Raw genomic sequence first — 25,485 nt, 5'->3', positions numbered from 1 at the left:
CCCTGCATCGGCCATCAGGCCTTGGCCAGCGCCTGGTCCAGGTCGGCCAGCAGGTCGTCGATGTGCTCGATGCCGATCGACAGGCGCACCGTGTCTTCGCCCACACCGGCCTTGGCCAGCTCCTCAGGCGCCAACTGACGGTGCGTGGTCGAGGCGGGGTGCGTGGCCAGCGAGCGCACGTCGCCGATGTTGACCAGGCGCGTGAACAGCTGCAGCGCATCCAGGAAGCGCTCACCACCCTGGCGGCCACCCGGCACACCGAACGTGAGCACGCCCGAGCCCTGGCCCGAGAGGTACTTCTGCACCAGGTGGTGCTCGGGGTGATCGGGCAGGCCCGCGTAGTTGACCCACTCCACGCGCGGGTGCTTTTGCAGGTGCTGCGCGATCTTGAGCGTGTTCTGGCTGATGCGGTCCATGCGCAGACCCAACGTCTCCACCCCCTGCAGGATCAGGAAGGCGTTGAAGGGCGAGAGCGCCGCACCCATGTTGCGCAGCGGCACCACGCGCGCGCGGCCGATGTAGGCCGCCGCGCCCAGCGCCTCGGTGTAGACCACGCCGTGGTAGCTCACGTCGGGCTCGTTCAGGCGCTTGAAACGCGCCTTGTGCTGTGCCCAGGGGAACTTGCCCGAGTCGATGATGGCGCCGCCGATGCTGGTGCCATGGCCACCGATGTACTTGGTCAGCGACTGCACGACGATGTCGGCACCGTGCTCGATGGGCCGGCACAGGTAAGGCGAAGGCACGGTGTTGTCGACGATCAGCGGCACGCCGTGGCGGTGCGCGATCTCGGCGATGCGCGCGATGTCGGTGATGGCGCCCGACGGGTTGCCCAGCGACTCGACGAAGATGGCCTTGGTGCGCTCGTCGATCAGTTTTTCGAAGCTGGCGGGATCGCGGTGGTCGGCGAAGCGCGCGGTGATGCCGTACTGCGGCAGCGTGTGCGCGAACAGGTTGTAGGTGCCGCCGTACAAAGCCGTGGACGAGACGAAGTTGTCACCTGCTTCGGCGATGGTCTGGATGGCGTAGGTGACGGCCGCCTGGCCCGATGCCAGGGCCAGCGCGCCGATGCCGCCTTCGAGCGCCGCGATGCGCTTTTCCAGCACATCGGTCGTCGGGTTCATGATGCGGGTGTAGATGTTGCCCGCCACCTTGAGGTCGAACAAGTCGGCGCCGTGCTGGGCGCTGTCGAAGGAGTAAGCCACGGTCTGATACAGGGGCACGGCCACCGACTTGGTGGTGGGGTCCGGCGAGTAGCCGGCGTGCACGGACAGGGTCTCGAATTTCCAGTTTTCCTGGCTCATCTGGCTTTCTCCTTGGGCGAACGGTCCGCCACCGTAGCGGATGAAGCCAGGCTTGCCAAGTGAGGAGATCAAGGAAGGGCATGCGCTGGCCACATGCCCCTGGACAGCCAAACCATGCGCGTCCGAAAACCTTGTCAACAAGACACGACGTGCGGGCGCCTCAATGCACACCCGCCTTGACCGCCCCCACGTCCCGCAGCGCCGGCGCTTGCTCACCAAACAGCACTGGCAGGTAATCGCGCTGCTGCGCCCTGCCCCGCTTCATCAACCATACCTTGCCACCCGGTGACAGCCGTGCCACGCGGTGCAAGGCCTGGTTGAACACCATCATCCACAGCGGGTACCAGGGCAACGTCCACACCGGCAGGCCGAGGTCGCGCAGCGTCTCGTTGCCCATGCAGGTTCGCGCGATGCTCAGCTGCATCGACCGGTTGAAGTGCCCCATCAACCAGCCCCAGCGCGGGTAGTGGCGGTGCAGCGGCTCGTTGGCCAGGGCCTGCGCCAGGCGGGCGCTGTCGGCGTCGGCCATGCGCTGGCTCAGCAGGTTCTTGAACAACCAGGCCATGCCCGAGCGCTCGCCATCGGCCAGGTCGTGCAGCAGGCTCTCGTCCACGCCATTGACCCAAGCGATGCAGCGCCACAGGTGCATGACGGCGGCCTTGTCTTCGCGGCTGAGCGGGATGCCCACCAGCTTCATGCCCAGCAGGTAGACCACGCTGAAGCCCAGGTAGGTGGCCTGCATGTCCGTCTGGTTGACGGGCACGCCGAGGTCGGCCTCGTCCCAGGTGGTTTGTTGTGAGACGTGGTGGCGCACCAGCGCATGGATGATGCGCACGCGCAAGGTGCTCTTGAAGCCGTCTCTACCGGGAAGCATGGCGCCAGGCTCGGTCACGTCGATCCACCACTTGGTGGTCTCGGCGATGCGGCGGGCAGCACCCTTCTCCAGCGCGCCGGTGGCCAGCAAGGTCTGGTTGACGGCAGCGAGCTGGTAGCCGGCCATCAGGCCCGTCACGGCCAGGGCCCGCATGCCGGCGCGACCGCCCAGCCCGCACACATGGGCGCCACGGGTCAGCAACCGCTCGTCCACCCAATCAGGCAGGCGCTCGACGTGCTCGAAAAAGGCACGCAAAGCAGACGGGGCATCGGGCACAGCGGCCAAGCCGCCTTCGATGGCCTGATTGACTTGGGCCCAGGCGGCGCGCATGCCGCTGGCCTGCATCCACGCCACCAATGCGTCTGCCAGCGGGTCGCCTTGCAGCAAGCCCTGCCCCAGCTTCGCCCATTCGGCTTCGGTGGGTTCGGCAGACACGCCCGGTGGCATTTGACCGACGATCAGGCGCGCCGCGCGGCGGGCACGCGCCACCTCGCTGCCGTGGCGCGAGGGGAATGCGGAGACGGGACCTGGTTGGAAAGCGCTCATGGTCTGGCTCCTCAGCGGGACTGGCCGGGTGCCACCGCAGCAGCGGCGCGCAGGGCAGCATCGCTCACAGGCCCCTCCGAGGGATCCAGGAAGAGGTCGATGATGGGCGTGGCGCCTGGCTTGACCAGGTAGCCCGAGAAGTCGGTGACACCGGCCTGGCGCAGCACGGCCTCGTCGACGAGGCTGCGCCCCGTCAGCGAGCGCGAGTCGGCGGTGAGCACATGCCAGGCGGCGTCGGCCATGATTTCCGGTTTGCGGCCCATCTCGCCCAAGCCCACGTTGGCCACGTTCAGCGCCGAGGTGGCGATGATGGTCTGCGGCCACAGCGTGTTCACCGCGATGCCTTGGGCCTTGAGCTCTTCGGCCAGGCCCAGCGCGATCAGGCTCATCGCGTACTTCGACGTGGTGTAAGCCGCGTGCACGCCCAGCCACTTGGGGTCGAGGTTGAGCGGCGGCGACAGCGACAGGATGTGCGGATTGGCCGCGCGTTGCAGGTGCGGCAGACAAGCCGTCGCGCACACAAAGCTGCCACGCACATTGATGTCCATCATCAGGTCGTAGCGCTTGAGCGGCGTGTCGAGCGTGCGGGTGAGGCTGATGGCGCTGGCGTTGTTGACCAGGATGTCGATGCCGCCGAAGTGCTCGGCCGCACGGGCCACAGCCGCCTGCACGGCGTCTTCGTCGCGGATGTCGACCTGCAGGGCCAGGGCTCGGCCACCGGCGGCTTCGACCTCGGCGGCCGCGGTGTGGATGGTGCCGGGCAGGCGCGGGTCAGGCTCGGCGGTTTTGGCCGCGATGACGACGTTGGCGCCGTCGCGTGCGGCGCGCAGCGCGATCGCCAGGCCGATGCCGCGGCTGGCGCCGCTGATGAAGAGGGTCTTGCCTTGCAGGGTGGCCATTTGGACGCGGGAAAAGTCAGATCAGGGCCGAACCATAGCCGGGTGAGGCTGCCCCGGCTTGCGTCAACTGGCTACGCTGGGGTAAGCCCTGACTCGTTCCAGACACTGAGGTGGCGCGAGCCCGAGATGATGTCGCTGGGCCGCAGCCCGGTGATCTGGCGGATCGCGTGGCTGAAGTGGGTGCCGTCGGGGTAGCCCAGGGACAGCGCCAACTGGGTGAGGTTTTCTCCCGTGTGAACGCAGGCCAGCAAGGCCCTCGCCCGCGTCCAGGCACGGAAATCTCGCCAGCCCATGCCCAGCTCAGCCTTGAACAGGTGCATGAAGCGTGATGGCGATAACCCGCAGTGCGTGGCTGCATCGGTCGCTTGCCAGGAAAGGGCTGGATCAAGCCGGACACGCTGCACGACATCGGCAATTCGATCATCGATCTCCCGCCTGGACAGAACCTTTCCCAATGCCAGGCGGTCCAGTTCCGCGTCGATGCAACGCCCCTCTTGTCGCCAAGCGCTGAGTTGGCTCGCGTCCAGCGCGGACAACGACGCCTGCTCAAGCGGCGTCAAACCATGCACCGACAGGGGCAGGCCGACAGCACCTGACGCATCGGCGAACTCAGACTCCACGAGGAAACAAAGGATGTGTCCCGAATCGGTGTGAACCTCGTGGGGCGTGCCCGCTGAGACGCAAACGGCCTGTGAGCCAGAACAAGCCTGGGCGCCAGGGGCTGTCACGCTCAGCGCCCCCTCGATGGGCACGTACCAAGCCACAGCCGCCAACTTGCGCGTGCGCGGCTTGCCCAGCGGGCCCCGATACAGCACCCGCTCGGTCGAAACGTACAACAAGGCGCTGGCTGGGTCCATGTGCGCATTTTCGACGATTCAAGGCCCGCACCGACCCGAGGCTGCCCAGGACAACTCACGCCGTGACCCGCGTGGCTGTGGAAAAGGACTCAGGGCGCATGAGGTTTTCCCGCTCGCAGGGTTGACATCTTCCCTGCGCCGCACAAAAATGAATGAACGTTCATTCATTGCTCGATTCAAATGCTGATCGGGCACCGTCCGAGGCCCTTCATGTCCACGTCCAACCTGTTCCCCCACCCCCAAACCCCCTGGCTGACAACCGCCGCCGCCCTGGCCATCGCCCTGGTGCTCGCCGGTTGCGGCAAGGGCCAGGCCGATGGCGCCCAGGCTGGCCACGGGGGCGCCGCCCCACAAGTCACCGTGCTGACCATCCAGCCCAAGCCGGTGCCAGTCACGGCCGAACTGGCCGGCCGCACCACCGCCTACCAAGTCGCTGAAGTGCGCCCGCAAATCACCGGCATCGTCAAGGCGCGCGCCTTCACCGAAGGCAGCGAAGTCAAGGCCGGCCAGGTGCTCTACCAGGTCGACTCGGCCTCGTACGAGGCGGCCCTGGACAGCGCCCGAGCCACCCTGGCCAAGGCCCAGGCCAACCTGACGACCACCCAGCTCAAGGCCGGCCGCTACGACGAGCTCGCCGGCATCGACGCCGTGAGCAAGCAGGCCCGTGATGACGCCCAGGCCGCCCTCAAGCAGGCCCAGGCCGAGGTCGCCGCCGCGCAGGCCGCCGTGCGCACTGCGCAAATCGAGCTGGGCTACACCCGCGTCAGCGCCCCCATCGCCGGGCGCATCGGCCGCTCGGCGGTCACGGCGGGCGCGCTGGTAACCGCCAACCAGGCCACTGCGTTGGCCACCGTGCAGCAGCTAGACCCCATCTACGTCGACGTGACCCAGACCAGCGCCGAGTTGCTGCGCCTGCAGCGCGACCTCAGCGAAGGCCGCCTGCAGCGCGCCGGCGATGGTCAGGCCAAGGTCAAGCTGCTGCTCGAAGACGGCAGCACCTACCCGCTCGAAGGCAAGCTGCAGTTCTCCGAGCTGTCGGTGGACACCACCTCGGGCAGCGTCACGCTGCGCGCGGTGTTCCCCAACCCCAAGCGTCAGCTGCTGCCGGGCATGTACGTGCGCGCCGTCGTCGAAAAGGGCGTGAACGAGCAAGGCATCCTGGTGCCACAGGCCGCCGTCTCGCGCGACGCCAAGGGCAACGCCACGGCCCTGGTGCTGGGCACCGACGGCAAGGTGCAGGCCCGCACGCTTCAGACCTCGCAGTCGGTGGGTGACCAGTGGCTGGTGTCCGCAGGCCTGAAGGCCGGCGACAAGCTCATCGTCGACAGCCTGCAACAGGTGCAGCCAGGCGCGCCCGCCCAAGGCGTCGAAGCCCGCCCGGCATCGGCCGCATCACCCGCCTCCGCCGCCAGCTCGAACTGATCGCTGGCACGCGCAACGAGGAGTCCTCCCATGTCCCGCTTTTTCATCGACAGGCCCATCTTCGCGTGGGTCCTGGCCATCGTCGTGATGCTGGCTGGCGCCCTGGCCATCCGCACGCTGCCCATCTCGCAGTACCCCAGCATCGCCCCGCCCCAGGTGTCCATCAACACCGCCTACCCCGGCGCTTCGGCCAAGACCCTGGAGGACACCGTCACCCAGGTCATCGAGCAGAAGATGAAGGGCATCGACGGGCTGACCTACATGGCATCGACGTCGGACTCGGCCGGCAACGTGGGCATCACGCTGACGTTCGAAGCGGGCACCGACCCGGACATCGCCCAGGTGCAGGTTCAAAACAAGCTGCAGGCCGCCACGCCGCTGTTGCCGCAAGAGGTGCAGCGCCAGGGCGTGCAGGTGGTCAAGTCCACCGTCAACTTCCTGATGGTGCTGGGCTTCGCGTCCGAAGACGGCAGCATGGACGATGCCGACCTGGGCGACTACGTGTCTTCCAACGTGATCGACACGCTCAGCCGCGTCGAAGGCGTGGGCGAAGTGGAGCTGTTCGGTGCGCAGTACGCCATGCGCATCTGGATGGACCCCAACAAGCTCAACCAGTTCAACCTGACGCCCGCTGACATCAGCACGGCCGTGCAAGCGCAGAACGCGCAGGTCTCCGCCGGCCAGATGGGCGCCGCGCCCGCCGCGCAAGGCCAGCAGCTCAACGCCACCATCACGGCGCAAAGCCGCCTGCAGACGGCAGAGCAGTTCGGCGCCATCCTGCTCAAGACCCAGGCCGATGGCTCGGCCGTGCGCTTGCGCGACGTCGCCCGCGTGGAGCTGGGTGCCGAGAGCTACGCCACCGTCTCGCGCTACAACGGCAAGCCCGCTGCGGGCGTGGCCATCAAGCTCGCCACCGGCGCCAACGCGCTGGCCACGGCCAAGGCCGTCGAGGCCAAGGTCGCGGAAATGCAGCAGTTCATGCCCCATGGCATGAAGGTGGTCGTGCCTTACGACACCACGCCCTTCGTCGAGGTCTCCATCCACGAGGTGGTCAAGACGCTGGTCGAAGCCGTGGTGCTGGTCTTTTTGGTGATGTACCTGTTCCTGCAGAACTTCCGCGCCACGCTGATCCCGACGATCGCCGTGCCGGTGGTGCTGCTGGACACCTTCGGCGTGATGGCCGTGGCGGGCTTTTCGATCAACACGCTGACGATGTTCGGCCTGGTGCTGGCCATCGGCCTGCTGGTGGACGACGCCATCGTGGTGGTCGAGAACGTCGAGCGCGTGATGAGCGAAGAGGGTCTGTCTCCCAAGGAAGCCACGCGCAAGTCCATGGGCCAGATCACCGGCGCGCTGGTGGGCATCGCCCTGGTGCTGTCGGCCGTGTTCGTGCCCATGGCCTTCTTCGGTGGCTCCACGGGCGTGATCTACCGCCAGTTCTCCATCACCATCGTCTCGGCCATGGTGCTGTCGGTGCTGGTGGCCATGGTGTTGACGCCGGCCTTGTGCGCGACGCTGCTCAAGCCGGTCGAGAAGGGCCATCACATTTCCGACAAGGGCTTCTTCGGTTGGTTCAACCGCCGCTTCGAGCAGGCCACCAACGGCTACCAGGGCGTGGTCGGCCGCATGCTGCAAAAGCGCGGGCGCCACCTGGTGGTGTATGGCGGCATCGTCATCGCCATGGGCGTGCTCTTCGTGCGCCTGCCCACCGCCTTCCTGCCTGATGAGGACCAGGGCATCCTGTTCTCGCAGATCCAGCTGCCGGCCGGCGCCACGCAAGAGCGCACGCTCAAGGTGGTCGAGCGCGTGGAACAGCACTTCCTGCAAGCCGAGCAGGACAACGTGAAGTCGATCTTCACCGTGGCCGGCTTCAGCTTCGCGGGCCAGGGCAAGAACATGGCCATCGGCTTCGTGCAGCTCAAGGACTGGAGCGAGCGCCAGGGCGCGGCCAACAGCGTGCAGGCCGTCGCCGGCCGTGCGATGGGCGCCTTCATGCAGTTCAAGGACGCCATGGCCTTTGCCTTCGCGCCGCCTGCGGTGCTCGAGCTCGGCAACGCCACCGGCTTCAGCCTCTACCTGCAGGACCGAGCTGGCGTTGGACACGAGGCCCTGATGCAGGCGCGCAACCAGTTCCTGGGCATGGCCGCACAACACCCCGACCTCGCAGGCGTGCGCCCCAATGGCCTGGAGGACTCGCCCCAGCTGCGCCTGGAAGTCGACCAGGCCAAAGCTGGTGCGCTGGGCGTCTCGGTGGCCGACATCAACGCCATGCTGTCGACCGCCTGGGGCAGCGCCTACGTCAACGACTTCATCGACCGCGGCCGCGTCAAGAAGGTCTACCTGCAGTCGGACGCCAACTTCCGCATGCAGCCCGAGGACCTGAACCAATGGCGTGTGCGCAACAGCAGGGGCCAGATGGTGCCCTTCTCGGCCTTCGGCACCGCGCGCTGGGAACTGGGCTCGCCCCGTCTGGAGCGCTACAACGGCCTGGCCGCCGTCGAGATCGCTGGTGAGCCGGCCCCTGGCAAGAGCTCGGGCGCCGCGATGAAGGCCGTCGAAGAGATCGCGGCCAAGCTGCCCGCTGGCGTGGGCGTCGCGTGGACGGGGCTGTCCTACCAGGAACGCCTGTCGGGCTCGCAAGCGCCGGCGCTGTACGCGATCTCGCTGCTGGTGGTGTTCCTGTGCCTGGCCGCGCTGTACGAGAGTTGGTCCATCCCCGTCGCCGTGATGCTGGTCGTGCCCCTGGGCGTGATCGGCGCGCTGCTGGCCGCCGGCCTGCGCGGGCTGTCCAACGACGTGTACTTCCAGGTCGGCCTGCTGACCACCATCGGCCTGTCGGCCAAGAACGCGATCCTGATCGTCGAGTTCGCCAAGGAGCAGATGGAGCACGGCAAGGACCTGATCGATGCGACGCTGACCGCCGTTCGCCTGCGCCTGCGCCCCATCCTGATGACCTCGCTGGCCTTCGCCCTGGGCGTGTTGCCGCTGGCCATCGCCACTGGCGCCGGCTCGGGCAGCCAGAACGCCATCGGCACCGGCGTGCTCGGCGGCATGGTCGCCGCCACCGTGCTGGGCATCTTCTTCGTGCCCGTGTTCTTCGTGGTGGTGCGCAAGCTGTTCCCAGGCCGCCGAGACGAGGCTTCGACCACCACGGTGAGCGCGCAAAGCCTGCAGACCGCCCTCCCCTCCAACCAGGAAGGTGCATGACATGAACAACGTCAACCCCATTCGCTCCGTGCTCACACTGAGCACCATCGCCATCGCCGCGCTGCTGAGCGCCTGCGGCACCCTGGCCCCCGACTACCAGCGCCCCAGCGCCCCCGTGGCGGCAAGTTGGTCCGACGGTGCCGCGTCGACGCCGGCAGCCACCGCCACAGCGGCAGCCCAAACAACAACCACTGACAGTCAGACCGCTGCCGACCTGGGCTGGCGCGAGTTCTTCACCGACGACAGGCTGCGTCAGGTGATCGAACAGGCCTTGAACAACAACCGCGACCTGCGCGTGGCCGCGCTCAACGTCGAGAAGGCGCAGGCACAGTTCCGCGTGCAGCGCGCCGACCTCTTCCCTGGCGTCAGCGCCGCTGGCGGCCAGAGCGCCCAGCGCCTGCCCGCTGACCTGAGCAGCACGGGCGAGCCCACCATCACGCGCCAGTACACCGCCACGCTCGGCGTGAGCGCGTACGAGCTCGACCTGTTCGGCCGCGTGCGCAGCCTGCGCGACGCCGCGCTGGCGCAGTACCTGGCCACCGAAGACGCCCAGCGCAGCACGCAGATCAGCCTGGTCGCCCAGGTCGCCACCGCCTACCTGACGCTGGCCGCCGACCAGGAGCGGCTGGAGCTGGCCAAGCAAACGCTGGCCAGCCGCCAGGAGACGCTGCGCATCACGCAAAAGAGCCACGAGTTCGGCGCGTCTTCCGCGCTCGACGTGCGCCAGGTGCAGACCACGGTCGAAGCCGCGCGCGCCGACGTCGCCAGCTACACCAGCCTCGTCGCGCAGGACCGCAATGCGCTGACCCTGCTCGTGGGCATCCCGATCAAGGCCGATTTGCTGCCCGCCAGCGGCACCCAGGCCGCGCTGACGCTCACCCAAGACCTGCCCGCCGGCGTGCCATCGGAAGTGCTGCTGCAACGCCCCGACGTGCAACAGGCCGAGCGAGCCTTGCAGGCGGCCAACGCCAACATCGGCGCGGCGCGTGCAGCGTTCTTCCCGCGCATCACGCTCACCGGCAGCGCGGGCGCGGCCAGCGCCTCACTCGACCAGCTCTTCCAGGGCGGCCAGGGATTCTGGTCCTTTGCGCCACAGATCACGCTGCCCATCTTCGACGGCGGGCGCAACAGCGCCAACCTGAAGGTGGCCGAGGTCGAGCGAGACATCGGCGTGGCCCAGTACGAAAAGGCCATCCAGTTGGCCTTCAAGGACGTGGCAGATGCACTCGCCCAGCGCGCCACCATCGGCGAGCAGACTGCCGCTCAGCAAGACCTCGTCACCGCTAGCCAGGACGCCTATCGCCTGTCCGACGCCCGCTACCGCCGCGGCCTGGACGACTACCTCAGCACGCTCGATGCCCAGCGCTCGCTCTACAGCGCCCAGCAGGGGCTGATCACGGCGCGCCTGTCCCAGCAGGTCAACCGCATCACCCTGTACAAAGTACTGGGAGGCGGCGTGCGCGACGCGTCATCGTCATCGTCATCGTCATCGTCATCGACGACGACCATGGCCTTGCCCGCCGCGCAGCGACAATCGGGGTCCTGAGCCCCCAACTCACGCTCACCCCCTTCCCAGCCATGTGCGCAGCCTTCAACCCCGACCACGCCCTCAACGACCGAGCCCTGGCGCGCCGCCAGCAGGTGCTCGATGCCGCTGCCGAGTGCTTTCGCCGCAAGGGCTTTCACGGCGCCTCGATGGCCGAGATCGCCAAAACCGCAGGCATGAGCCCGGGGCACATCTACAACCTGTTCGAGAACAAGGACGATGTGATCACGGCCATCGTCGAGCGCGACCGCGATGAGATCGTGCGCCGCATCCAGGAAACGCTGGATGGCGAAGACGTGACCAGCGCCATGCTGGGCTGCATCGAAGAGAGCTTCCAGGAGCCCAACCGAGAAGCCGAGGCAGTGCTCAACATCGAGGTGCTGGCCGAGGCCAGTCGCAACCCGAAGCTCGCCGAGGTCGTGGTGGGCAGCGAAACGATGATCCGCAACAAGGCCATGGTGCTCATCCGCATGGCCCTGGGCCCTGCGGCCGACTCGCTGCCCGCCGACGACATCGAAGCTCGCGCCACGGTGGTGGGTGCGCTGTTCAATGGCCTGATGGTGCTCACCGTCAGCCAGCCCGACTTGAACCAGCTCGCGGTCACGCGGGTGATGCAGCGCGTGATGCGCGTGCTCATCGAGCCTTGATGACGCACCTCGCGTCGCCGCAGTGCATCACGGTGCATCAACGCGCGCTCAGGGCCTGGCCTTGATCAGCGCGAGCACCTGCCGAAAGGCGGGGTGCTCGCAGGAGCGCAGCCACTCGAAGGCCACCATCTCGGCCGACACCAAGGTCACACCCACCTGCTGCATGCGCTGCAGGGCCGCCCGCTTGTCCTCAGGCCTGCGACTGCCGCAGGCCTCGGCCACCACGAAGGCCTGGATGCCGGCCTGCTGGACTTCCAGCGCGGTCTGAAGCAGGCAGACGTGGGTTTCGCAGCCGGCCAGCACCACCTGCTGCGCACGGGGCGCCAGCGAGATCAACTCGGCCAGCAGGCCATCGGCTACGGCGCTGAACTGCGCCTTCGGCAAGGTGCGGTCACAAAGTTCGCTCACGCGAGGGTCGTTGGGGCCCAGCGCGCGCGGGTTCTGTTCGGTGCCCAGCACCGGCACATCCAGCTCACGGGCCGTGCGCGCCAGGAAAACGGCGCCGTCGAGCACACGCTCGGCATCGTGGATCACCGGCATCAAGCGGGACTGGAAGTCCACCAGGACGAGGGCGCTTCGGTTGAGGTCCAGCAGCATGGCGGGATCTTAGTGCTTGCTGCCAAGGCACGTCGTGTGCACCACATGGGGGGCTCAAGCAACTTTCGTCGCCATGACTGGCAAGAAAAAACCCCGTGAACCTTTCGATTCACGAGGTTTGTTCTGGTGGGCGGTGCAGGGTTCGAACCTGCGACCCCTGCCGTGTGAAAACAAAAAAATCGGTCTTTCAGATCAACGACTTAGAGAAAAACTCCAAGAGCGACAATCACTTAGCGTACATCAGTGTACTTGTTTGTCCTTCGATATCCAAGTGTCAGTGTCCCAAAATTGTCCCAACGCGAGGGGTGCGCGCCCTTGGGCACAAGAGGCTCATGTCGGCGTCCAAACGGCCTTCACGCCCAGCCTGCGTCCACGCAACGTCCACACGTCCGCGACCTCCACGCGATAGCGACCTTCGTCTGGGCTGCTTCCGAGAAGGACCAATGCATCACCATCGATTTCGATGCGCTGGACGGCAAAGGTCCTGGACGGAAAGACGTAAACGAACTTGCCCAAAAGCTTGCTTGCCAGGGGCTTGAGCCCCTTGCTCAACAAGGTCACCACGGTCAGTTCTTCCCACGGGTCGTTGTAGTCCGCAACGAGCAGATAGCCTTGCCCTGTGTCGAATTGGTCAACGAGTTGCAAGCCTTCAATGGCAATGCCGATTGGCTTGCCATCCATCAAAAGCTCGGTACTCGTCGTGTCCGGATCTCGCGCAGGCGCCCTGGGCTGTAAAGCGAACCTCTTGATGCGCTCCACCAGTCAGGCCCCAGTGCGAATCAACGGCATGTGGGTGACTCGATGGCGTAACCTACAGACCGGTACAGGTGCGTGCGTTCGGATGCCCCCGCTCTCTCGATGAGATGAACGCCCTCTTCGCTCGTACACAACCCGGCTCGGCGGATGCCCTGGCCGCGATCCACCGACACCAGTTCAGCACCCGCATTGCGCGTTTTCATGTTCTTGCCCACCGCGGCGACCCCAATGAATGGCGCCACGTACCAAAGTCGGGGAACCCGAACACGGTAGACGAAGACCCGTTCTCCGCTGACCTCGTTCGTTGCCAGCAGTTCGTCGGATGAGGCTTCTGTGAAGTCACTCGCCATCAGGCGCTTGCAACATGCGCTGCCCCCTGCTGCAGCGGGATACTGCATGTGCACCGAATCGCCCCTGGCGAGCGGCGCGGAGGCGATCAAATGGCCATGTCCAGCACCATCCATCTGGACGATGGCGTAGCGCGCATCCGATGCGGAGGCAATGCCCGTGGCCATGGCACATAGCCACAGCGCAAGCAACTTAATGCCCGTTGTCGGACCAGTGAGGCGGATCTGAAACAAGCTTGTTCACTCCATAGGTTGCGCCGACGGCATTGAGGTCGCTGAGCTTCTTGATCTCGACATCCTCGCCCGACGCATTCTTGATTTTCTTACCGACGATGCCCGTGATCGTCATGTCAACCGCCGCGCGTTCTGTGTGACGTGAAATCAAGGCGGGCGGGTACACGATCGTGTACCCCTTCGCCATGGCCGAGGCGGCGGCCTTCGACGCATCATCCGTGTCATGAACCCAATCGATGTTCACGCCAGCCATGGCAGGCACCTTGTCCGCCGTGATCTCGCCACGAGCGATTTTCGAAGCGTAGTGCATGAGGTAGGCGCGCTCCCTCGGGCGATAGGTCGCTGCAATGCTGACAGACCCGCCGGCGGTCTTGATGGCAGAGATGAACTTCTCCGCCTTTTCCTTGAACGTGGATTCAAGGTCATTCAAGCTGGCACTGCCGGGGAAGCGAGACACCCATTGGGCTCCACTCTTTTCCTTCGCAGGTACCTCAGCAACAGCAGGCGTCGTATCGGCCTTGGGCGTCAGCTCCGCAGTCACCGTCGTCGCCATAGTGATGAACCTCCAATGTCGCTTTTTGTTTGGTGTTGGAGCTGATCTTTTCTGTCAGCCCCTTATCGTCTGTGACGCCTGTGATGGAGCGGCCATCCTCCAGGGTGATCTTGTATGACACCCTGGGTAACGGCTGGCCAGTGAGCTCGTCACGAACAACGAAGTGAATGTCGTACTCATGGTTCTCGGGTAGCAGAGAGCTGATGAGGCCCGCCGCCTTTGCGCCAACCGGAGCAGATGAACTGGAGGCCGCACCGGTGCTGGCACGGGCTCCACCACCACCGCCACCACCATCTCCCACGCGCGACACCACCTGGCTGGAAATCAATGTCGCGCCACACGCGCACTTGTCCCCGTGCCTGGCGACGGGAGCACCATCAACGATCATCGTCGGATCACCCGTGACGATCACCGTGGTGCCGTGCCCCTTCTTCGGACAGGTAACCTGGTCGCCCACGCGAGCCAAGCGTTTGCCATGCGTGTCGGTGGTCATGGTCGAACCAATGACCACGCCGCCGTGATCGGTCCTGTCACCGATGACGATGAACGGCCTCATCTCTTCCCCTGGTTAGTTTGGCTGAAACTCTAGCAGCGGAAGAAATGTTGCCAACGCCCCCAACGGAGCGATAGCTGTGACACAGCGTTCCCAGTTGTTGCCGATCTCCGAACACCGATCGGAAATGGCCGCTCTGCACCTCAGAACGGCCTGCAGCCCCATTGCCCAAACAGTTCGAACTGAAATGGCAATGAAAAAACCCCGTGAACCTTTCGATTCACGAGGTTTGTTCTGGTGGGCGGTGCAGGGTTCGAACCTGCGACCCCTGCCGTGTGAAGGCAGTGCTCTACCGCTGAGCTAACCGCCCGAAACTGGTTTCGGGACTTTTGATCCACCTGCTGACTGCTTGGTGCATTGCTGCCCTCAGCAATCAGCGAAGACCAAAACTATACCACACCTTCTAGCTTTCTCCAAACACACTCACCGCCCGCAGCTTTGTCGAGATCCTGCAACGCCTTGTCGAAGGCTTCGGCCTCTTCAGGCGTTGGCGCCAGCACAGGCAGCTCGAAGGCACTGAAGTCCACCGCCACGGCTTCGACCGTGCCGCCCATGCCATCGCCTTCACCCGCGTCGGTGTCCATCAGCAGGGCGTCCTGGCCCCGAGTCATGTTGATGTAGACCTCGGCCAGCAGCTCCGCGTCCATCAAGGCGCCGTGCAGCGTGCGGTGGGTGTTGTCGACCTCCAGGCGGCGGCACAGCGCGTCCAGCGAATTGCTTTTGCCCGGGAACATATCGCGGGCCATGACCAGGCTGTCGATGACCCCGGCGACGTGGTCGCGGAACTTGCCCTTGCCCAGGCGCTTGAGCTCGGCATCGAGGAAGCCGATGTCGAAGCTCGCGTTGTGGATGATGACCTCGGCGCCACGGCAGTACTCGACGATCTCGTCGGCGAGCGACGCGAACAGCGGTTTGTCGGCCAGGAACTCGTCGGTCAGGCCGTGGATGCGCACGGCGTCTTCGTGGTTGGGACGCTCGGGGTTGAAGTAGTGGTGCAGGTGCCGGCCGGTGAGGCGGCGGTTGACCATCTCCACGCAACCGATTTCGATGATGCGGTCGCCGGACTCGGGGCTCAGGCCCGTGGTTTCGGTGTCAAGAAAGATCTGGCGAGTCATGTGAACTGAGCCTCAGGGGTGCAGGAAGGAGCGGCACCGGGCCGCCTCAAGCCGGCCGGGTCAGTGATTCTCTCTCGCGTGGTTGATCGTGTATTTGGGGATCTCCACGGTCAGGTCCTGACCGGCCACGATGGCCTGGCAGCTCAGGCGCGAGTTGGGCTCCAGGCCCCAGGCGCGGTCGAGCAGGTCTTCTTCGGTCTCTTCGATTTCGTTGAGGCTGTTGAAGCCCTGGCGCACGATGACGTGGCAGGTGGTGCAGGCCGCGCTCATGTCACAGGCGTGCTCGATCTCGATGTGGTTGTCGAGCAGGGCTTCGCAGATGCTGGTGCCGGGCGCGGCCTGGATCTCGGCGCCCTGCGGGCACAGCGTGGCGTGGGGCAGGATCTTGATGACGGGCATGGTGGGGCTTCGTGTGGGGCTCTGGGGCGGTCGAGGGCGTTGAAGCGCCTTGTCAGATCTGATCAAGCGTGCGGCCAGCCAGCGCCTGGCGGATGCCGCGGTTCATGCGCTCGGCCGCGAAGTACTCGGTGCCGTCGGCCAGGGCCTTGGTGGCGGCTTCCAGCGCGACCAAGTCACCGCGGTCACAGCGCTGACCGATCTGGGCCATGAGCTGATCGATCTCGGCACGTTGTTCGGCGGTCAGCAGGTCGCCGTCGGCGGCCAGGGCGGTGCGCGTGGCTTCGAGCATGCGCTCGGCTTCGACGCGAGCTTCGCGCAGAGCGCGGTCCTTCATGTCTTCGGCGGCGGTGGTGAAGCCTTCGCGCAGCATGTGGGCCACCTGCTCGTCGCTCAGGCCGTAGCTGGGCTTGACGACAACCGAGGCTTCCACGCCGGAGAGCTGCTCTTTGGCCGACACGCTCAGCAGGCCATCGGCATCGACCTGGAAGCTCACGCGGATGCGCGCGGCACCGGCGGCCATCGGCGGGATGCCGCGCAGCTCGAAGCGCGCCAGCGAGCGGCAGTGCTCGACCTGCTCGCGCTCGCCCTGCACCACGTGCACGGCCAAGGCGGTCTGGCCGTCCTTGAAGGTGGTGAAGTCTTGCGCGCGGGCCGACGGGATCGGGGTGTTGCGCGGGATGATGCGCTCGACCAGGCCACCCATGGTTTCCAGGCCCAGCGACAGCGGCAGCACGTCGAGCAGCAGCAGCTCACCGTTGACGTTGTTGCCCGCGAGCTGGTTGGCCTGGATGGCCGCGCCCAGCGCCACCACCTCATCGGGGTTGAGGTCGGTCAGCGGGGCCTGGCCGAAGAAGGCGCCCACGGCGTCGCGCACGGCGGGCATGCGGGTCGAGCCCCCCACCATGACCACGCCCTTGACCTCGTCGGGCTTGACCTTGGCGTCGCGCAGCACGCGCTTGACCGAAGCCAGCGTCTTGTCGATGAGCGGCTTGGCCAGCTCGTTCAGGCGCTCACGCGTGATGGTGGTCGAGACCATGCCGCCCGACAGCGCACACGAGAAATGCACGCTGCCATCGGTGGAGAGCTTTTCCTTGGCACGGCGAGCTGCCACGAGCACGGCGCGCTTGTCCTGCGGCGTGACGGCCTCCATGCGGGCATCGGCCAGGGCCGCGTCGGCCAGCACGTGGTCGATGTCGTCGCCGCCCAGGGCCGAGTCACCGCCCGTGGCCACGACCTCGAACACACCACGGCTGAGTTGCAGCATCGAGATGTCGAAGGTGCCGCCACCCAGGTCGTAGATGGCGTAGAGGCCTTCGGAGCCGTTGTCCAGGCCATAGGCGATGGCAGCGGCCGTGGGCTCGTTGAGCAGGCGCAGCACGTTGATGCCGGCCATCTGGGCCGCGTCCTTCGTGGCCTGGCGCTGGGCGTCGTCGAAGTAGGCGGGCACCGTGATGACGGCACCGAACAGGTCGTCGTTGAAGGTGTCTTCGGCGCGCTGGCGCAGGCTGGCCAGGATCTCGGCCGAGACCTCGACCGGCGACTTCACACCGTCCACGGTCTTGACGCCGACCATGCCAGGCTGGTCTTCGAACTGGTAGGGCAGCTTGCCGGCGTCGGGCAGATCAGCCAGGCGGCGGCCCATGAAGCGCTTGACCGACACCACCGTGTTGAGCGGGTCTTCGGCCTGCGCATGGATGGCGTCGAAGCCGATCTGGCGGCGCGTGCGACCTTGCGCATCGACCAGGTAGCGAACGGCCGAAGGCAGGATCACGCGGCCTTGTTCATCGGGCAGGCATTCGGCGGCGCCATTGCGCACGGCGGCCACCAGCGAGTGCGTGGTGCCCAGGTCGATGCCGACGGCGATGCGGCGCTGGTGCGGATCGGGCGACTGCCCGGGTTCGGAAATTTGCAGCAGGGCCATGCGTCAGGCGCCTTCCTCGTCTTCGTAGCGTTGCAGCCGGGTGTCGACTTCTTCGAGCAGGCGGTCGATGAACATGAGCGCCCTCACCTCCTGCGCAGCTTGGGCGGCCTGAGCCGCCTGAGCAGTGCCGTCGGTGTGCGCGGCTGCACCATCGAGCAGCTCACCCACGCGGGCCAGCCGGGCGCGGCGCTGGGCCGTCACCTCGGTCGACAAAGCCTCGACCTCGGCCGCATTGCCAGCTTCTTCCAGGGCCTCGCGCCACGTCATCTGTTGCATCAGGAAGTCGCCAGGCATGGCGGTGTTGTCGTGCGCCTGCACCTGGGCACCCGCGAGCTCGCACAAGTAGGCGGCGCGCTTGAGCGGGTCTTTCAGGCGCTGATGGGCCTCGTTCACGCGCACAGCCCACTGCATGGCCAGCCTTTGCGCGGCGCCACCTTCGGCAGCGAAACGATCGGGGTGGACCTTGGCCTGCAGCGCCTTCCAGGCGTTGTCCAGCAGGGCGCGCTCCAGCGCAAAACGGCGCGGCAGGCCCAGCAAGGTGAAGTCGTCGGCGTCGATGTTCATGGTCGGTCAAAGTGCGAAACCCCACCGAGGGGGCGGGGCTTCGTTCGACGCAAGGTGTGTGCCTTGGCGCGTCGTGCGGGGCAGCACCAGGGCCATCCCGAGCGCGGATGCTCAGATGCGGAAGGATTCCCCACAACCGCAACGATCGCGTTCGTTGGGATTGTTGAATTTGAAGCCTTCGTTCAGGCCTTCGCGCACGAAGTCCAGCTCGGTGCCATCGATGTAGGGCAGGCTCTTGGGATCGACCAGGATCTTCACACCCTGCTGCTCGAAGACGATGTCTTCGGGCGCCACCTCGTCGGCGAACTCGATCTTGTAGGCCAGGCCGGAGCAACCGGTGGTCTTGACACCCAGGCGCACGCCCACCCCCTTGCCCCGGCGGGCCAGGTAGCGCGTGATGTGGCGCGCCGCGGCATCGCTGAGCGAAACGCGCATGCCTTCGGTCGCCAAGGCGATCTCGGGCAGCGGCTCCTTGCCGGGGCCGGCGGTGCAGGATGCGTCAGTTTGCATGCTTGGCCTTGTAGTCGTTCACAGCTGCCTTGATGGCATCTTCCGCCAGGATCGAGCAGTGGATCTTGACCGGGGGCAAGGCCAGCTCTTCGGCGATCTGGGTGTTCTTGATGGTCAGCGCTTCGTCCAGCGTCTTGCCGCGCACCCACTCGGTCACGAGCGAGCTCGAGGCGATGGCGGAGCCGCAGCCGTAGGTCTTGAAGCGCGCATCTTCGATCACGCCGGTGGACGGGTTGACCTTGATCTGCAGCTTCATGACGTCGCCGCAAGCCGGGGCGCCCACCATGCCAGTGCCAACCGATTCGTCGCCCTTTTCGAAGGAGCCGACGTTGCGGGGGTTTTCGTAGTGGTCGATGACCTTGTCGCTGTATGCCATGTCAGTACTCCAAATTCTTCAGTGAGCGGACCATTGGATGGTGCTCAGGTCGATGCCGTCCTTGTACATGTCCCACAGCGGGGACAGCTCGCGCAACTTGGCCACGCGCTCCTTCAGGGTGGTGACGACGGTGTCGACCTCTTCTTCGGTGGTGAAGCGGCCGATGGTCATGCGCAGCGAGCTGTGGGCCAGTTCATCAGAGCGGCCCAGGGCGCGCAGCACGTAGCTGGGCTCGAGCGAAGCCGAGGTGCAGGCCGAGCCCGAGGACACCGCGATGCCCTTGATGCCCATGATCAGCGACTCGCCTTCGACGTAGTTGAAGGAGACGTTCAGGTTGTGCGGGATGCGCTGGGTCAGGTCGCCGTTGACGAAGATCTGCTCGATGCCCTGCAAGCCCGACAGCAGTCGCTGCTGCAGCGCGCGGATGCGCTCGTTCTCGGCGTGCATCTCTTCCTTGGCGATGCGGAAGGCCTCGCCCATGCCGACGATCTGGTGCGTGGGCAGCGTGCCCGAGCGCATGCCGCGCTCGTGGCCGCCACCGTGCATCTGGGCTTCCAGGCGCACGCGGGGCTTGCGGCGCACGTACAGCGCACCGATGCCCTTGGGGCCGTAGGTCTTGTGCGAAGCCAGGCTCATCAGATCGACCGGCAGCTGGTTCAGGTCGATGTCGATCTTGCCGGTGGCCTGAGCAGCGTCCACATGGAAGACGATGCCCTTTTCGCGGCACAGCGCGCCGATGGCGGGGATGTCCTGGATGACGCCGATCTCGTTGTTCACGTACATGACCGAGATCAGGATGGTGTCCGGGCGGATGGCGGCCTTGAGCGCGTCCATGTCGAGCAGGCCGTCGTCCTTGACATCGAGGTAGGTGGCTTCGAAGCCCTGGCGCTCGAGCTCACGCACCGTGTCGAGCACTGCCTTGTGCTCGGTCTTGACGGTGATGATGTGCTTGCCGCGCGACTGGTAGAAGTGCGCAGCGCCCTTGAGTGCCAGGTTGTTGGACTCGGTGGCGCCAGAGGTCCAGACGATCTCGCGCGGGTCGGCGCCGATCAGCTCGGCCACCTGGGTGCGGGCGCGCTCGACGGCTTCTTCCGCTTCCCAGCCATAGGCGTGGGTGCGCGAAGCCGGGTTGCCGAAGTGCTCACGCAGCCAGGGGATCATGGCATCGACGACGCGGGGGTCGCACGGCGTGGTGGCGCCGTAGTCCATGTAGATCGGGAAGTGCGGGGTCATGTCCATGGTGGGGGCACTGCTTCTTGTCTTGCGAACACTTGCAAATCGCGAAAACCGGTGTGCTGAGTCCGGCTCACGCTGACGCCCGCCCCGGTCGCCAACCGAGGTCAGGCGGAAAACCTTCCATTATCCGGGCTTCAGGCAGGGGGCGGGAAGCCCTGTCCTGCCATGACCCTCACTTGGTCAGGGCCGCTCCGAGGGCGAACACCGAATTCGGTGCCGTCACCTTGATCGGCTTGACCACGGGCGCCGTGGAAATGGCCCGCTTGATGGGGGCGGCCTCGATGGAAACACCCTTGGCGATCTGGTCATCGACCAGTTTGCGCAGCGAGATCGAGTCGAGGTACTCGATCATCTTGTTGTTCAGGCTGGTCCAGAGGTCGTGCGTCATGCAGCGCCCGCCGTCCTCGCCCATGCAGTTTTCCTTGCCGCCGCAGCCGGTGGCGTCGATGGGCTCGTCAACGGCCACGATGATGTCGGCCACCGTGATGTCTTCGGCCTTGCGGCCCAACGAGTAACCGCCGCCGGGGCCGCGGGTGCTCTCGACCAGCTCATGCCGGCGCAGCTTGCCGAACAGCTGCTCCAGATAAGACAGCGAGATCTGCTGGCGTTGGCTGATGGCAGCAAGGGCGACGGGACCGGTGTGCTCGCGCAAGGCGAGGTCGATCATCGCGGTGACGGCAAAACGGCCTTTGGTGGTCAGACGCATGGCGCTTCTCCTGAATCAAGACTCGGGGCCTCTTCAAGCGAGGGTTTGCCTGAATGTGGCCTGCCAGGGTGGGGTCTACCGGCCCCGGCGTCAATTCCCGAGTGGGTTAGTCAGATTCTAGGAAAGCCGAGTGATTCTGTCAAGTTTCAGCAAGGGGTAACCCGGAGTCATTGCCAATGCACCCGATGGCCTGGGCCTATTTCTTGTTCAGGATGTGCAAGCGCATGCGCAGGTGCTCCATCAGCCCGTCGCAGGCAGCTTCGACCAGGTCGAGCACGTGGTCAAAGCCTTCGCGCCCGCCGTAGTACGGGTCGGGCACCACGACGGAGCCCGCCAGGGGATGGGCACCCGGGATGAACTCCGTCAACCGACGCAGCTTGCGGCGCTGCTCGTCGGGGCAGCGCTCTTCGAGCAGGGCCAGGTTGTCCCAATCCATGGCCAGCACCAGGTCGAAGCGCTCGAAGTCAAGCGGCACGACCTTGCGCGCGCGCAGCCCGTCCAGGCGGTAGCCGCGTCGGCTGCCAGCGTCTTGCGAGCGGTCGTCGGGCGGGCTGCCCACGTGGTAGGCGTGGGTGCCGGCAGAATCGACCTCGACCTGGTCGGCCAGGCCGGCCTGCTCCAGTCGCTGGCGCAGCACGGCTTCGGCGGTGGGGCTGCGGCAGATGTTGCCCATGCAGACCATGAGCACGCGCACGCGGGCACCCGGGTTGCGCTCAATGGACGCGTCGCCAGGCGCGGTGACGCCGGCGGCGCCGAGGATGCGAGACAGCAGGCTGGACATCGGAGGCTTGGACTTCTTGCTCACTTACTTGCGTGCAGGCTGGGCGGCCGATGCGGCCAGGACGTGGTCGTGGCCGGCGGCGCCAAAGGCCTGCTCCTTGAGCAGGGCGAGTTGGTCGCGCAGGCGGGCGGCTTTTTCGAACTCCAGCGCGCGGGCGGCTTCGAGCATGTCCTTTTCGAGTTGCTTGATGCGCTTGCCCAGGTCGCGCTCGGACAGGGCCTCGGCGCCTTCCATCGACTTGGCCAGGGCCTCGGCGGCCTTGAGGTCGTCCTTGGCGGCGTTGGACATCACGCCATCGATCAGCTCCTTGACCTTCTTGTTGATGGTCTTGGGGGTGATGCCGTGGGCCTCGTTGTGGGCGATCTGCTTGTTGCGGCGGCGGGCGGTCTCGTCCATCGCCTTGCGCATCGACTCGGTCACCTTGTCGGCATACAGGATGGCGTGGCCGTTCTGGTTGCGGGCGGCGCGGCCGATGGTCTGGATCAGGCTGCGCTCGGCGCGCAGGAAACCCTCCTTGTCAGCGTCCAGAATCGCCACCAGCGAGACTTCGGGGATGTCCAGGCCCTCGCGCAGCAGGTTGATGCCCACCAGCACGTCGAAGGTGCCCAGGCGCAGGTCGCGCAGGATCTCGACGCGCTCGACGGTGTCGATGTCGGAGTGCAGGTAGCGCACCTTGACGCCGTTCTCGGTCAGGTAGTCGGTGAGCTGCTCGGCCATGCGCTTGGTCAGCGTGGTGATGAGCACGCGCTCGTTTTTCTCGACGCGGATGCGGATCTCCTGCAGCACGTCGTCGACCTGGTGGGTGGCGGGGCGCACCTCGACGACCGGGTCGACCAGGCCGGTGGGGCGCACCACCTGCTCGACCACCTGGCCGGCGTGCTGCTGCTCGTACACAGCAGGGGTGGCCGTCACGAAGATGCACTGGCGCATCTTGCCCTCGAACTCCTCGAACTTGAGCGGGCGGTTGTCCATCGCCGAGGGCAGGCGGAAACCGTATTCGACCAACGTGGTCTTGCGGGCGCGGTCGCCGTTGTACATGGCGCTGAGCTGGCCGATCATCACGTGGCTCTCGTCGAGGAACATGAGCGAGTCGGCCGGCATGTAGTCCACCAGCGTGGGCGGCGGGTCGCCCGGCTTGGCGCCTGACAGGTGGCGGGTGTAGTTCTCGATGCCCTTGCAGTGGCCGACTTCCTGGAGCATTTCCAGGTCGAACCGGGTGCGCTGCTCGACGCGCTGGGCCTCGACCAGCTTGCCTGCGGCCACCAGCTCCTTGACGCGCACGTTGAGCTCTTCCTTGATGCCTTCGATGGCGCGCAGCACCTGCTCGCGCGGCGTCACGTAGTGGCTCGAGGGGTAGACGACGAAGCGCGGGATCTTCTGCTGGATGCGGCCGGTGAGCGGGTCGAACAGCGAGAGCGAATCGACCTCGTCGTCAAAGAGTTCCAGGCGCAGGGCCAGCTCGGAGTGTTCTGCCGGGAAGATGTCGATGGTGTCGCCGCGCACGCGGAAGGTGCCTCGGCTGAAATCGGCATCGTTGCGCTTGTACTGCATGCGAATCAGCTGGGCGATCACGTCACGCTGGCCGACCTTGTCGCACTTGCGCACGATGAAACGCATCTGCGTGTAGTCCTCGGGCTTGCCGATGCCGTAGATGGCCGACACGGTGGCGACGATGACCACGTCGCGGCGCTCCAGCAGGCTCTTGGTGGCGCTCAGCCGCATCTGCTCGATGGCCTCGTTGATGGCGCTGTCCTTCTCGATGAACAGGTCGCGCTGCGGCACGTAGGCTTCGGGCTGGTAGTAGTCGTAGTAGCTGACGAAGTACTCGACGGCGTTGTTGGGGAAGAACTCGCGGAACTCGGCGTAGAGCTGCGCAGCCAGGGTTTTGTTGGGCGCGAAGACGATGGCCGGGCGGCCTTCACGGGCGATGACGTTGGCCATGGTGAAGGTCTTGCCCGAGCCGGTCACGCCCAGCAGGGTCTGGTAGCTCAGGCCGTCTTCGATGCCCTCGCAGAGCTGGGCGATGGCGGTGGGCTGGTCACCCGCCGGCGGGTAGGGCTGAAAAAGCTCGAAAGGCGAGCCTTCAAAGCTCACGAACTGGCCGGTGGGCTGACCCGAGGATGCGTCGGATTCCGTGACACCTGAACGGCTGGCAGCAGGGGATTGGGCGGTGGAGGCGGGCATCCGAGGCGACTACGGGCTAAAATCAAGGGTTTGCCCACATCGGGCACTGGCTGAACGGTGGCACCCGAGGCGACGCATCCCACAGGAAGCGCTGGCCGCGGCACCGAATCTTTCAGCTTATCTCAACCGACCGGAGACTGCTTGCATGGCCTCACTGTTTGCTTCCGTTGAAATGGCCCCCCGCGACCCGATCCTGGGCCTCAACGAACAGTTCAACGCCGACCCCAACCCCAAGAAGGTGAACCTGGGCGTGGGCGTGTACACCGACGACCAGGGCAAGCTGCCCCTGCTCAAGTGCGTGGCCGCCGCTGAAAAGCAGATGCTCGAAGCCCCCAAGGCACGTGGCTACCTGCCCATCGACGGCATCGTGGCCTATGACAAGGCTGTGCAAGGCCTGGTCTTCGGCGCCGAACACCCCGCCGTCAAGGGCGGCCGCATCGCCACCGCCCAGGCCATCGGCGGCACGGGCGGTCTGAAGCTGGGCGCCGATTTCCTCAAGCGCCTGAACCCCAACGCCCAGGTCCTGATCTCGGACCCGAGCTGGGAAAACCACCGCGCCCTGTTCGAGTCGGCCGGCTTCCCGGTCGACACCTACCCCTACTACGACGCCGACAAGCGCGGCATCAACTTCGATGGCCTGATCGCCAAGCTGAAGGCGGCTGCCGCCGGCACCATCGTGCTGCTGCACGCCTGCTGCCACAACCCGACCGGCTACGACATGACCGACGCCCAGTGGGACGAAGTCATCGCCGTGATCAAGGCCGGTGGCCTGGTGCCCTTCCTGGACATGGCCTACCAAGGCTTCGGCAACGGCATCGCCGAAGACGGCGCCGTGGTCATCAAGTTCCTCGACGCCGGCCTGAGCTACTTCGTGTCGACCAGCTTCTCCAAGAGCTTCTCGCTGTACGGCGAGCGCGTGGGCGCCCTGAGCATCGTGAGCGAAACGGCTGAAGAGTCGGCCCGCGTGCTCAGCCAGCTCAAGCGCGTGATCCGCACCAACTACTCCAACCCGCCGACGCACGGCGCGCAAGTGGTCGCCACCGTGCTGACCACCCCGGCCCTGCGCCAGATGTGGGAAGACGAGCTGGCCGAGATGCGCGACCGCATCAAGGTGATGCGCGGTGCGCTGGTCGAGAACCTCAAGGCCGCTGGCGTTGAAGGCGACCTGGGCTACATCACCCGCCAGAAGGGCATGTTCAGCTACTCCGGCCTGAACGCCGCCCAGATGCAGCGCCTGCGCAGCGAGTTCGGCGTTTACGGCGTGGACTCGGGCCGCATCTGCGTGGCCGCCCTGAACACCGGCAACCTGGCGTACGTCGCCTCGTCCATCAAGGCCGTGATGTGAAGGCACTGA

At 65.9% G+C, this 25,485-nt stretch carries 24 protein-coding genes and 1 tRNA gene; 5 read left to right on the top strand and 20 right to left on the bottom strand.

The features are described 5' to 3' along the window. Nucleotides 1-14 precede the first annotated feature (14 nt). The 4 genes from ABG80_RS03800 to ABG80_RS03785 all read right to left on the bottom strand — a co-directional run bounded on the left by ABG80_RS03800 (nucleotide 15) and on the right by ABG80_RS03785 (nucleotide 4,477). Nucleotides 15-1,301 (bottom strand): O-acetylhomoserine aminocarboxypropyltransferase/cysteine synthase family protein, encoded by a 1,287-nt coding sequence (locus tag ABG80_RS03800; protein WP_058086460.1) that lies wholly within the window; start codon nucleotides 1,299-1,301, stop codon nucleotides 15-17. A gap of 160 nt (nucleotides 1,302-1,461) precedes the next feature. Further along, complete coding sequence (locus ABG80_RS03795) at nucleotides 1,462-2,721, bottom strand: oxygenase MpaB family protein (RefSeq protein ID WP_058086436.1); 1,260 nt, start codon at nucleotides 2,719-2,721, stop codon at nucleotides 1,462-1,464. A gap of 11 nt (nucleotides 2,722-2,732) precedes the next feature. Continuing rightward, nucleotides 2,733-3,620, bottom strand: coding sequence for an SDR family oxidoreductase (locus ABG80_RS03790; protein ID WP_083505781.1), 888 nt, complete (start codon nucleotides 3,618-3,620; stop codon nucleotides 2,733-2,735). 71 nt (nucleotides 3,621-3,691) lie between these two features. Continuing rightward, nucleotides 3,692-4,477: a helix-turn-helix domain-containing protein gene (locus ABG80_RS03785; protein WP_058086435.1), complete on the bottom strand. Its 786-nt coding sequence runs from the start codon at nucleotides 4,475-4,477 to the stop codon at nucleotides 3,692-3,694. 210 nt (nucleotides 4,478-4,687) lie between these two features. On the opposite strand from ABG80_RS03785, the gene ABG80_RS03780 reads away from it, so the two are divergent. The 4 genes from ABG80_RS03780 to ABG80_RS03765 are packed head-to-tail and all read left to right on the top strand — an operon-like array spanning nucleotide 4,688 to nucleotide 11,299. Continuing rightward, nucleotides 4,688-5,899 (top strand): efflux RND transporter periplasmic adaptor subunit, encoded by a 1,212-nt coding sequence (locus ABG80_RS03780; protein WP_058086434.1) that lies wholly within the window; start codon nucleotides 4,688-4,690, stop codon nucleotides 5,897-5,899. Nucleotides 5,900-5,929: 30 nt separating this feature from the next. Beyond that, a complete protein-coding gene (locus tag ABG80_RS03775) occupies nucleotides 5,930-9,106 on the top strand; it encodes an efflux RND transporter permease subunit (RefSeq protein ID WP_058086433.1) in 3,177 nt (1,058 codons plus the stop codon). Between the two features lies 1 nt (nucleotide 9,107). Beyond that, on the top strand, nucleotides 9,108-10,652 hold the full coding sequence (gene adeC, locus ABG80_RS03770; protein WP_058086432.1) for an AdeC/AdeK/OprM family multidrug efflux complex outer membrane factor: 1,545 nt from the start codon (nucleotides 9,108-9,110) through the stop codon (nucleotides 10,650-10,652). Between the two features lie 32 nt (nucleotides 10,653-10,684). Next, the gene (locus ABG80_RS03765) at nucleotides 10,685-11,299 is read left to right on the top strand and encodes a TetR/AcrR family transcriptional regulator (RefSeq protein ID WP_058086431.1); all 615 of its coding nucleotides are present in this window, start codon (nucleotides 10,685-10,687) and stop codon (nucleotides 11,297-11,299) included. A 48-nt stretch (nucleotides 11,300-11,347) separates the two neighbouring features. On the opposite strand, the gene ABG80_RS03760 is transcribed toward ABG80_RS03765, so the two are convergent. The 16 genes from ABG80_RS03760 to uvrB form a co-directional block, all read right to left on the bottom strand. Next, a complete protein-coding gene (locus ABG80_RS03760; protein ID WP_058086430.1) occupies nucleotides 11,348-11,896 on the bottom strand; it encodes an isochorismatase family protein in 549 nt (182 codons plus the stop codon). A 330-nt stretch (nucleotides 11,897-12,226) separates the two neighbouring features. Continuing rightward, nucleotides 12,227-12,577: a hypothetical protein gene (locus tag ABG80_RS03755; RefSeq protein ID WP_160322423.1), complete on the bottom strand. Its 351-nt coding sequence runs from the start codon at nucleotides 12,575-12,577 to the stop codon at nucleotides 12,227-12,229. Nucleotides 12,578-12,675: 98 nt separating this feature from the next. Then, on the bottom strand, nucleotides 12,676-13,233 hold the full coding sequence (locus ABG80_RS03750; RefSeq protein ID WP_152987439.1) for a hypothetical protein: 558 nt from the start codon (nucleotides 13,231-13,233) through the stop codon (nucleotides 12,676-12,678). Beyond that, a complete protein-coding gene (locus ABG80_RS03745; protein WP_235513738.1) occupies nucleotides 13,193-13,690 on the bottom strand; it encodes a hypothetical protein in 498 nt (165 codons plus the stop codon). The genes ABG80_RS03750 and ABG80_RS03745 overlap by 41 nt, the downstream gene beginning before the upstream one ends. Before the next feature lie 34 nt (nucleotides 13,691-13,724). Beyond that, entirely contained in the window at nucleotides 13,725-14,342 is a 618-nt protein-coding gene (locus tag ABG80_RS21205) for a PAAR domain-containing protein (protein WP_083505780.1), read from the bottom strand. Between the two features lie 232 nt (nucleotides 14,343-14,574). Beyond that, a tRNA-Val gene (locus ABG80_RS03735) sits at nucleotides 14,575-14,649 on the bottom strand. Nucleotides 14,650-14,728: 79 nt separating this feature from the next. Further along, the gene (dnaQ, locus tag ABG80_RS03730) at nucleotides 14,729-15,454 is read right to left on the bottom strand and encodes a DNA polymerase III subunit epsilon (protein ID WP_058086426.1); all 726 of its coding nucleotides are present in this window, start codon (nucleotides 15,452-15,454) and stop codon (nucleotides 14,729-14,731) included. A 60-nt stretch (nucleotides 15,455-15,514) separates the two neighbouring features. Beyond that, nucleotides 15,515-15,853 carry an ISC system 2Fe-2S type ferredoxin gene (gene fdx / locus ABG80_RS03725; RefSeq protein ID WP_058086425.1) on the bottom strand — a complete coding sequence of 113 codons (339 nt, stop codon included), beginning with the start codon at nucleotides 15,851-15,853 and terminating at the stop codon, nucleotides 15,515-15,517. 52 nt (nucleotides 15,854-15,905) lie between these two features. Further along, nucleotides 15,906-17,774 carry a Fe-S protein assembly chaperone HscA gene (hscA, locus tag ABG80_RS03720; protein WP_058086424.1) on the bottom strand — a complete coding sequence of 623 codons (1,869 nt, stop codon included), beginning with the start codon at nucleotides 17,772-17,774 and terminating at the stop codon, nucleotides 15,906-15,908. A gap of 3 nt (nucleotides 17,775-17,777) precedes the next feature. After that, entirely contained in the window at nucleotides 17,778-18,338 is a 561-nt protein-coding gene (gene hscB / locus ABG80_RS03715) for a Fe-S protein assembly co-chaperone HscB (protein WP_058086423.1), read from the bottom strand. A 111-nt stretch (nucleotides 18,339-18,449) separates the two neighbouring features. Further along, complete coding sequence (iscA, locus tag ABG80_RS03710; RefSeq protein WP_058086459.1) at nucleotides 18,450-18,773, bottom strand: iron-sulfur cluster assembly protein IscA; 324 nt, start codon at nucleotides 18,771-18,773, stop codon at nucleotides 18,450-18,452. 64 nt (nucleotides 18,774-18,837) lie between these two features. Next, nucleotides 18,838-19,224 carry a Fe-S cluster assembly scaffold IscU gene (iscU, locus tag ABG80_RS03705; RefSeq protein WP_058086422.1) on the bottom strand — a complete coding sequence of 129 codons (387 nt, stop codon included), beginning with the start codon at nucleotides 19,222-19,224 and terminating at the stop codon, nucleotides 18,838-18,840. An 18-nt stretch (nucleotides 19,225-19,242) separates the two neighbouring features. Next, nucleotides 19,243-20,463 carry an IscS subfamily cysteine desulfurase gene (locus ABG80_RS03700; protein WP_058086421.1) on the bottom strand — a complete coding sequence of 407 codons (1,221 nt, stop codon included), beginning with the start codon at nucleotides 20,461-20,463 and terminating at the stop codon, nucleotides 19,243-19,245. A gap of 169 nt (nucleotides 20,464-20,632) precedes the next feature. Continuing rightward, nucleotides 20,633-21,166 (bottom strand): Fe-S cluster assembly transcriptional regulator IscR, encoded by a 534-nt coding sequence (gene iscR, locus ABG80_RS03695; RefSeq protein WP_058086420.1) that lies wholly within the window; start codon nucleotides 21,164-21,166, stop codon nucleotides 20,633-20,635. Nucleotides 21,167-21,362: 196 nt separating this feature from the next. Continuing rightward, the gene (locus ABG80_RS03690) at nucleotides 21,363-21,848 is read right to left on the bottom strand and encodes a low molecular weight protein-tyrosine-phosphatase (RefSeq protein WP_058086458.1); all 486 of its coding nucleotides are present in this window, start codon (nucleotides 21,846-21,848) and stop codon (nucleotides 21,363-21,365) included. A gap of 123 nt (nucleotides 21,849-21,971) precedes the next feature. Then, nucleotides 21,972-24,131 carry an excinuclease ABC subunit UvrB gene (uvrB, locus tag ABG80_RS03685; protein WP_058086419.1) on the bottom strand — a complete coding sequence of 720 codons (2,160 nt, stop codon included), beginning with the start codon at nucleotides 24,129-24,131 and terminating at the stop codon, nucleotides 21,972-21,974. Nucleotides 24,132-24,276: 145 nt separating this feature from the next. Between uvrB and ABG80_RS03680 the strand changes: the two genes are divergently transcribed. Continuing rightward, a complete protein-coding gene (locus tag ABG80_RS03680; RefSeq protein ID WP_058086418.1) occupies nucleotides 24,277-25,476 on the top strand; it encodes an amino acid aminotransferase in 1,200 nt (399 codons plus the stop codon). Nucleotides 25,477-25,485: the final 9 nt, after the last annotated feature.

It is taken from the genome of Aquabacterium parvum (assembly GCF_001447195.1).
GTDB lineage: Bacteria > Pseudomonadota > Gammaproteobacteria > Burkholderiales > Burkholderiaceae_C > Aquabacterium > Aquabacterium parvum.
This window is presented reverse-complemented; position numbering and strand designations above follow the sequence as displayed.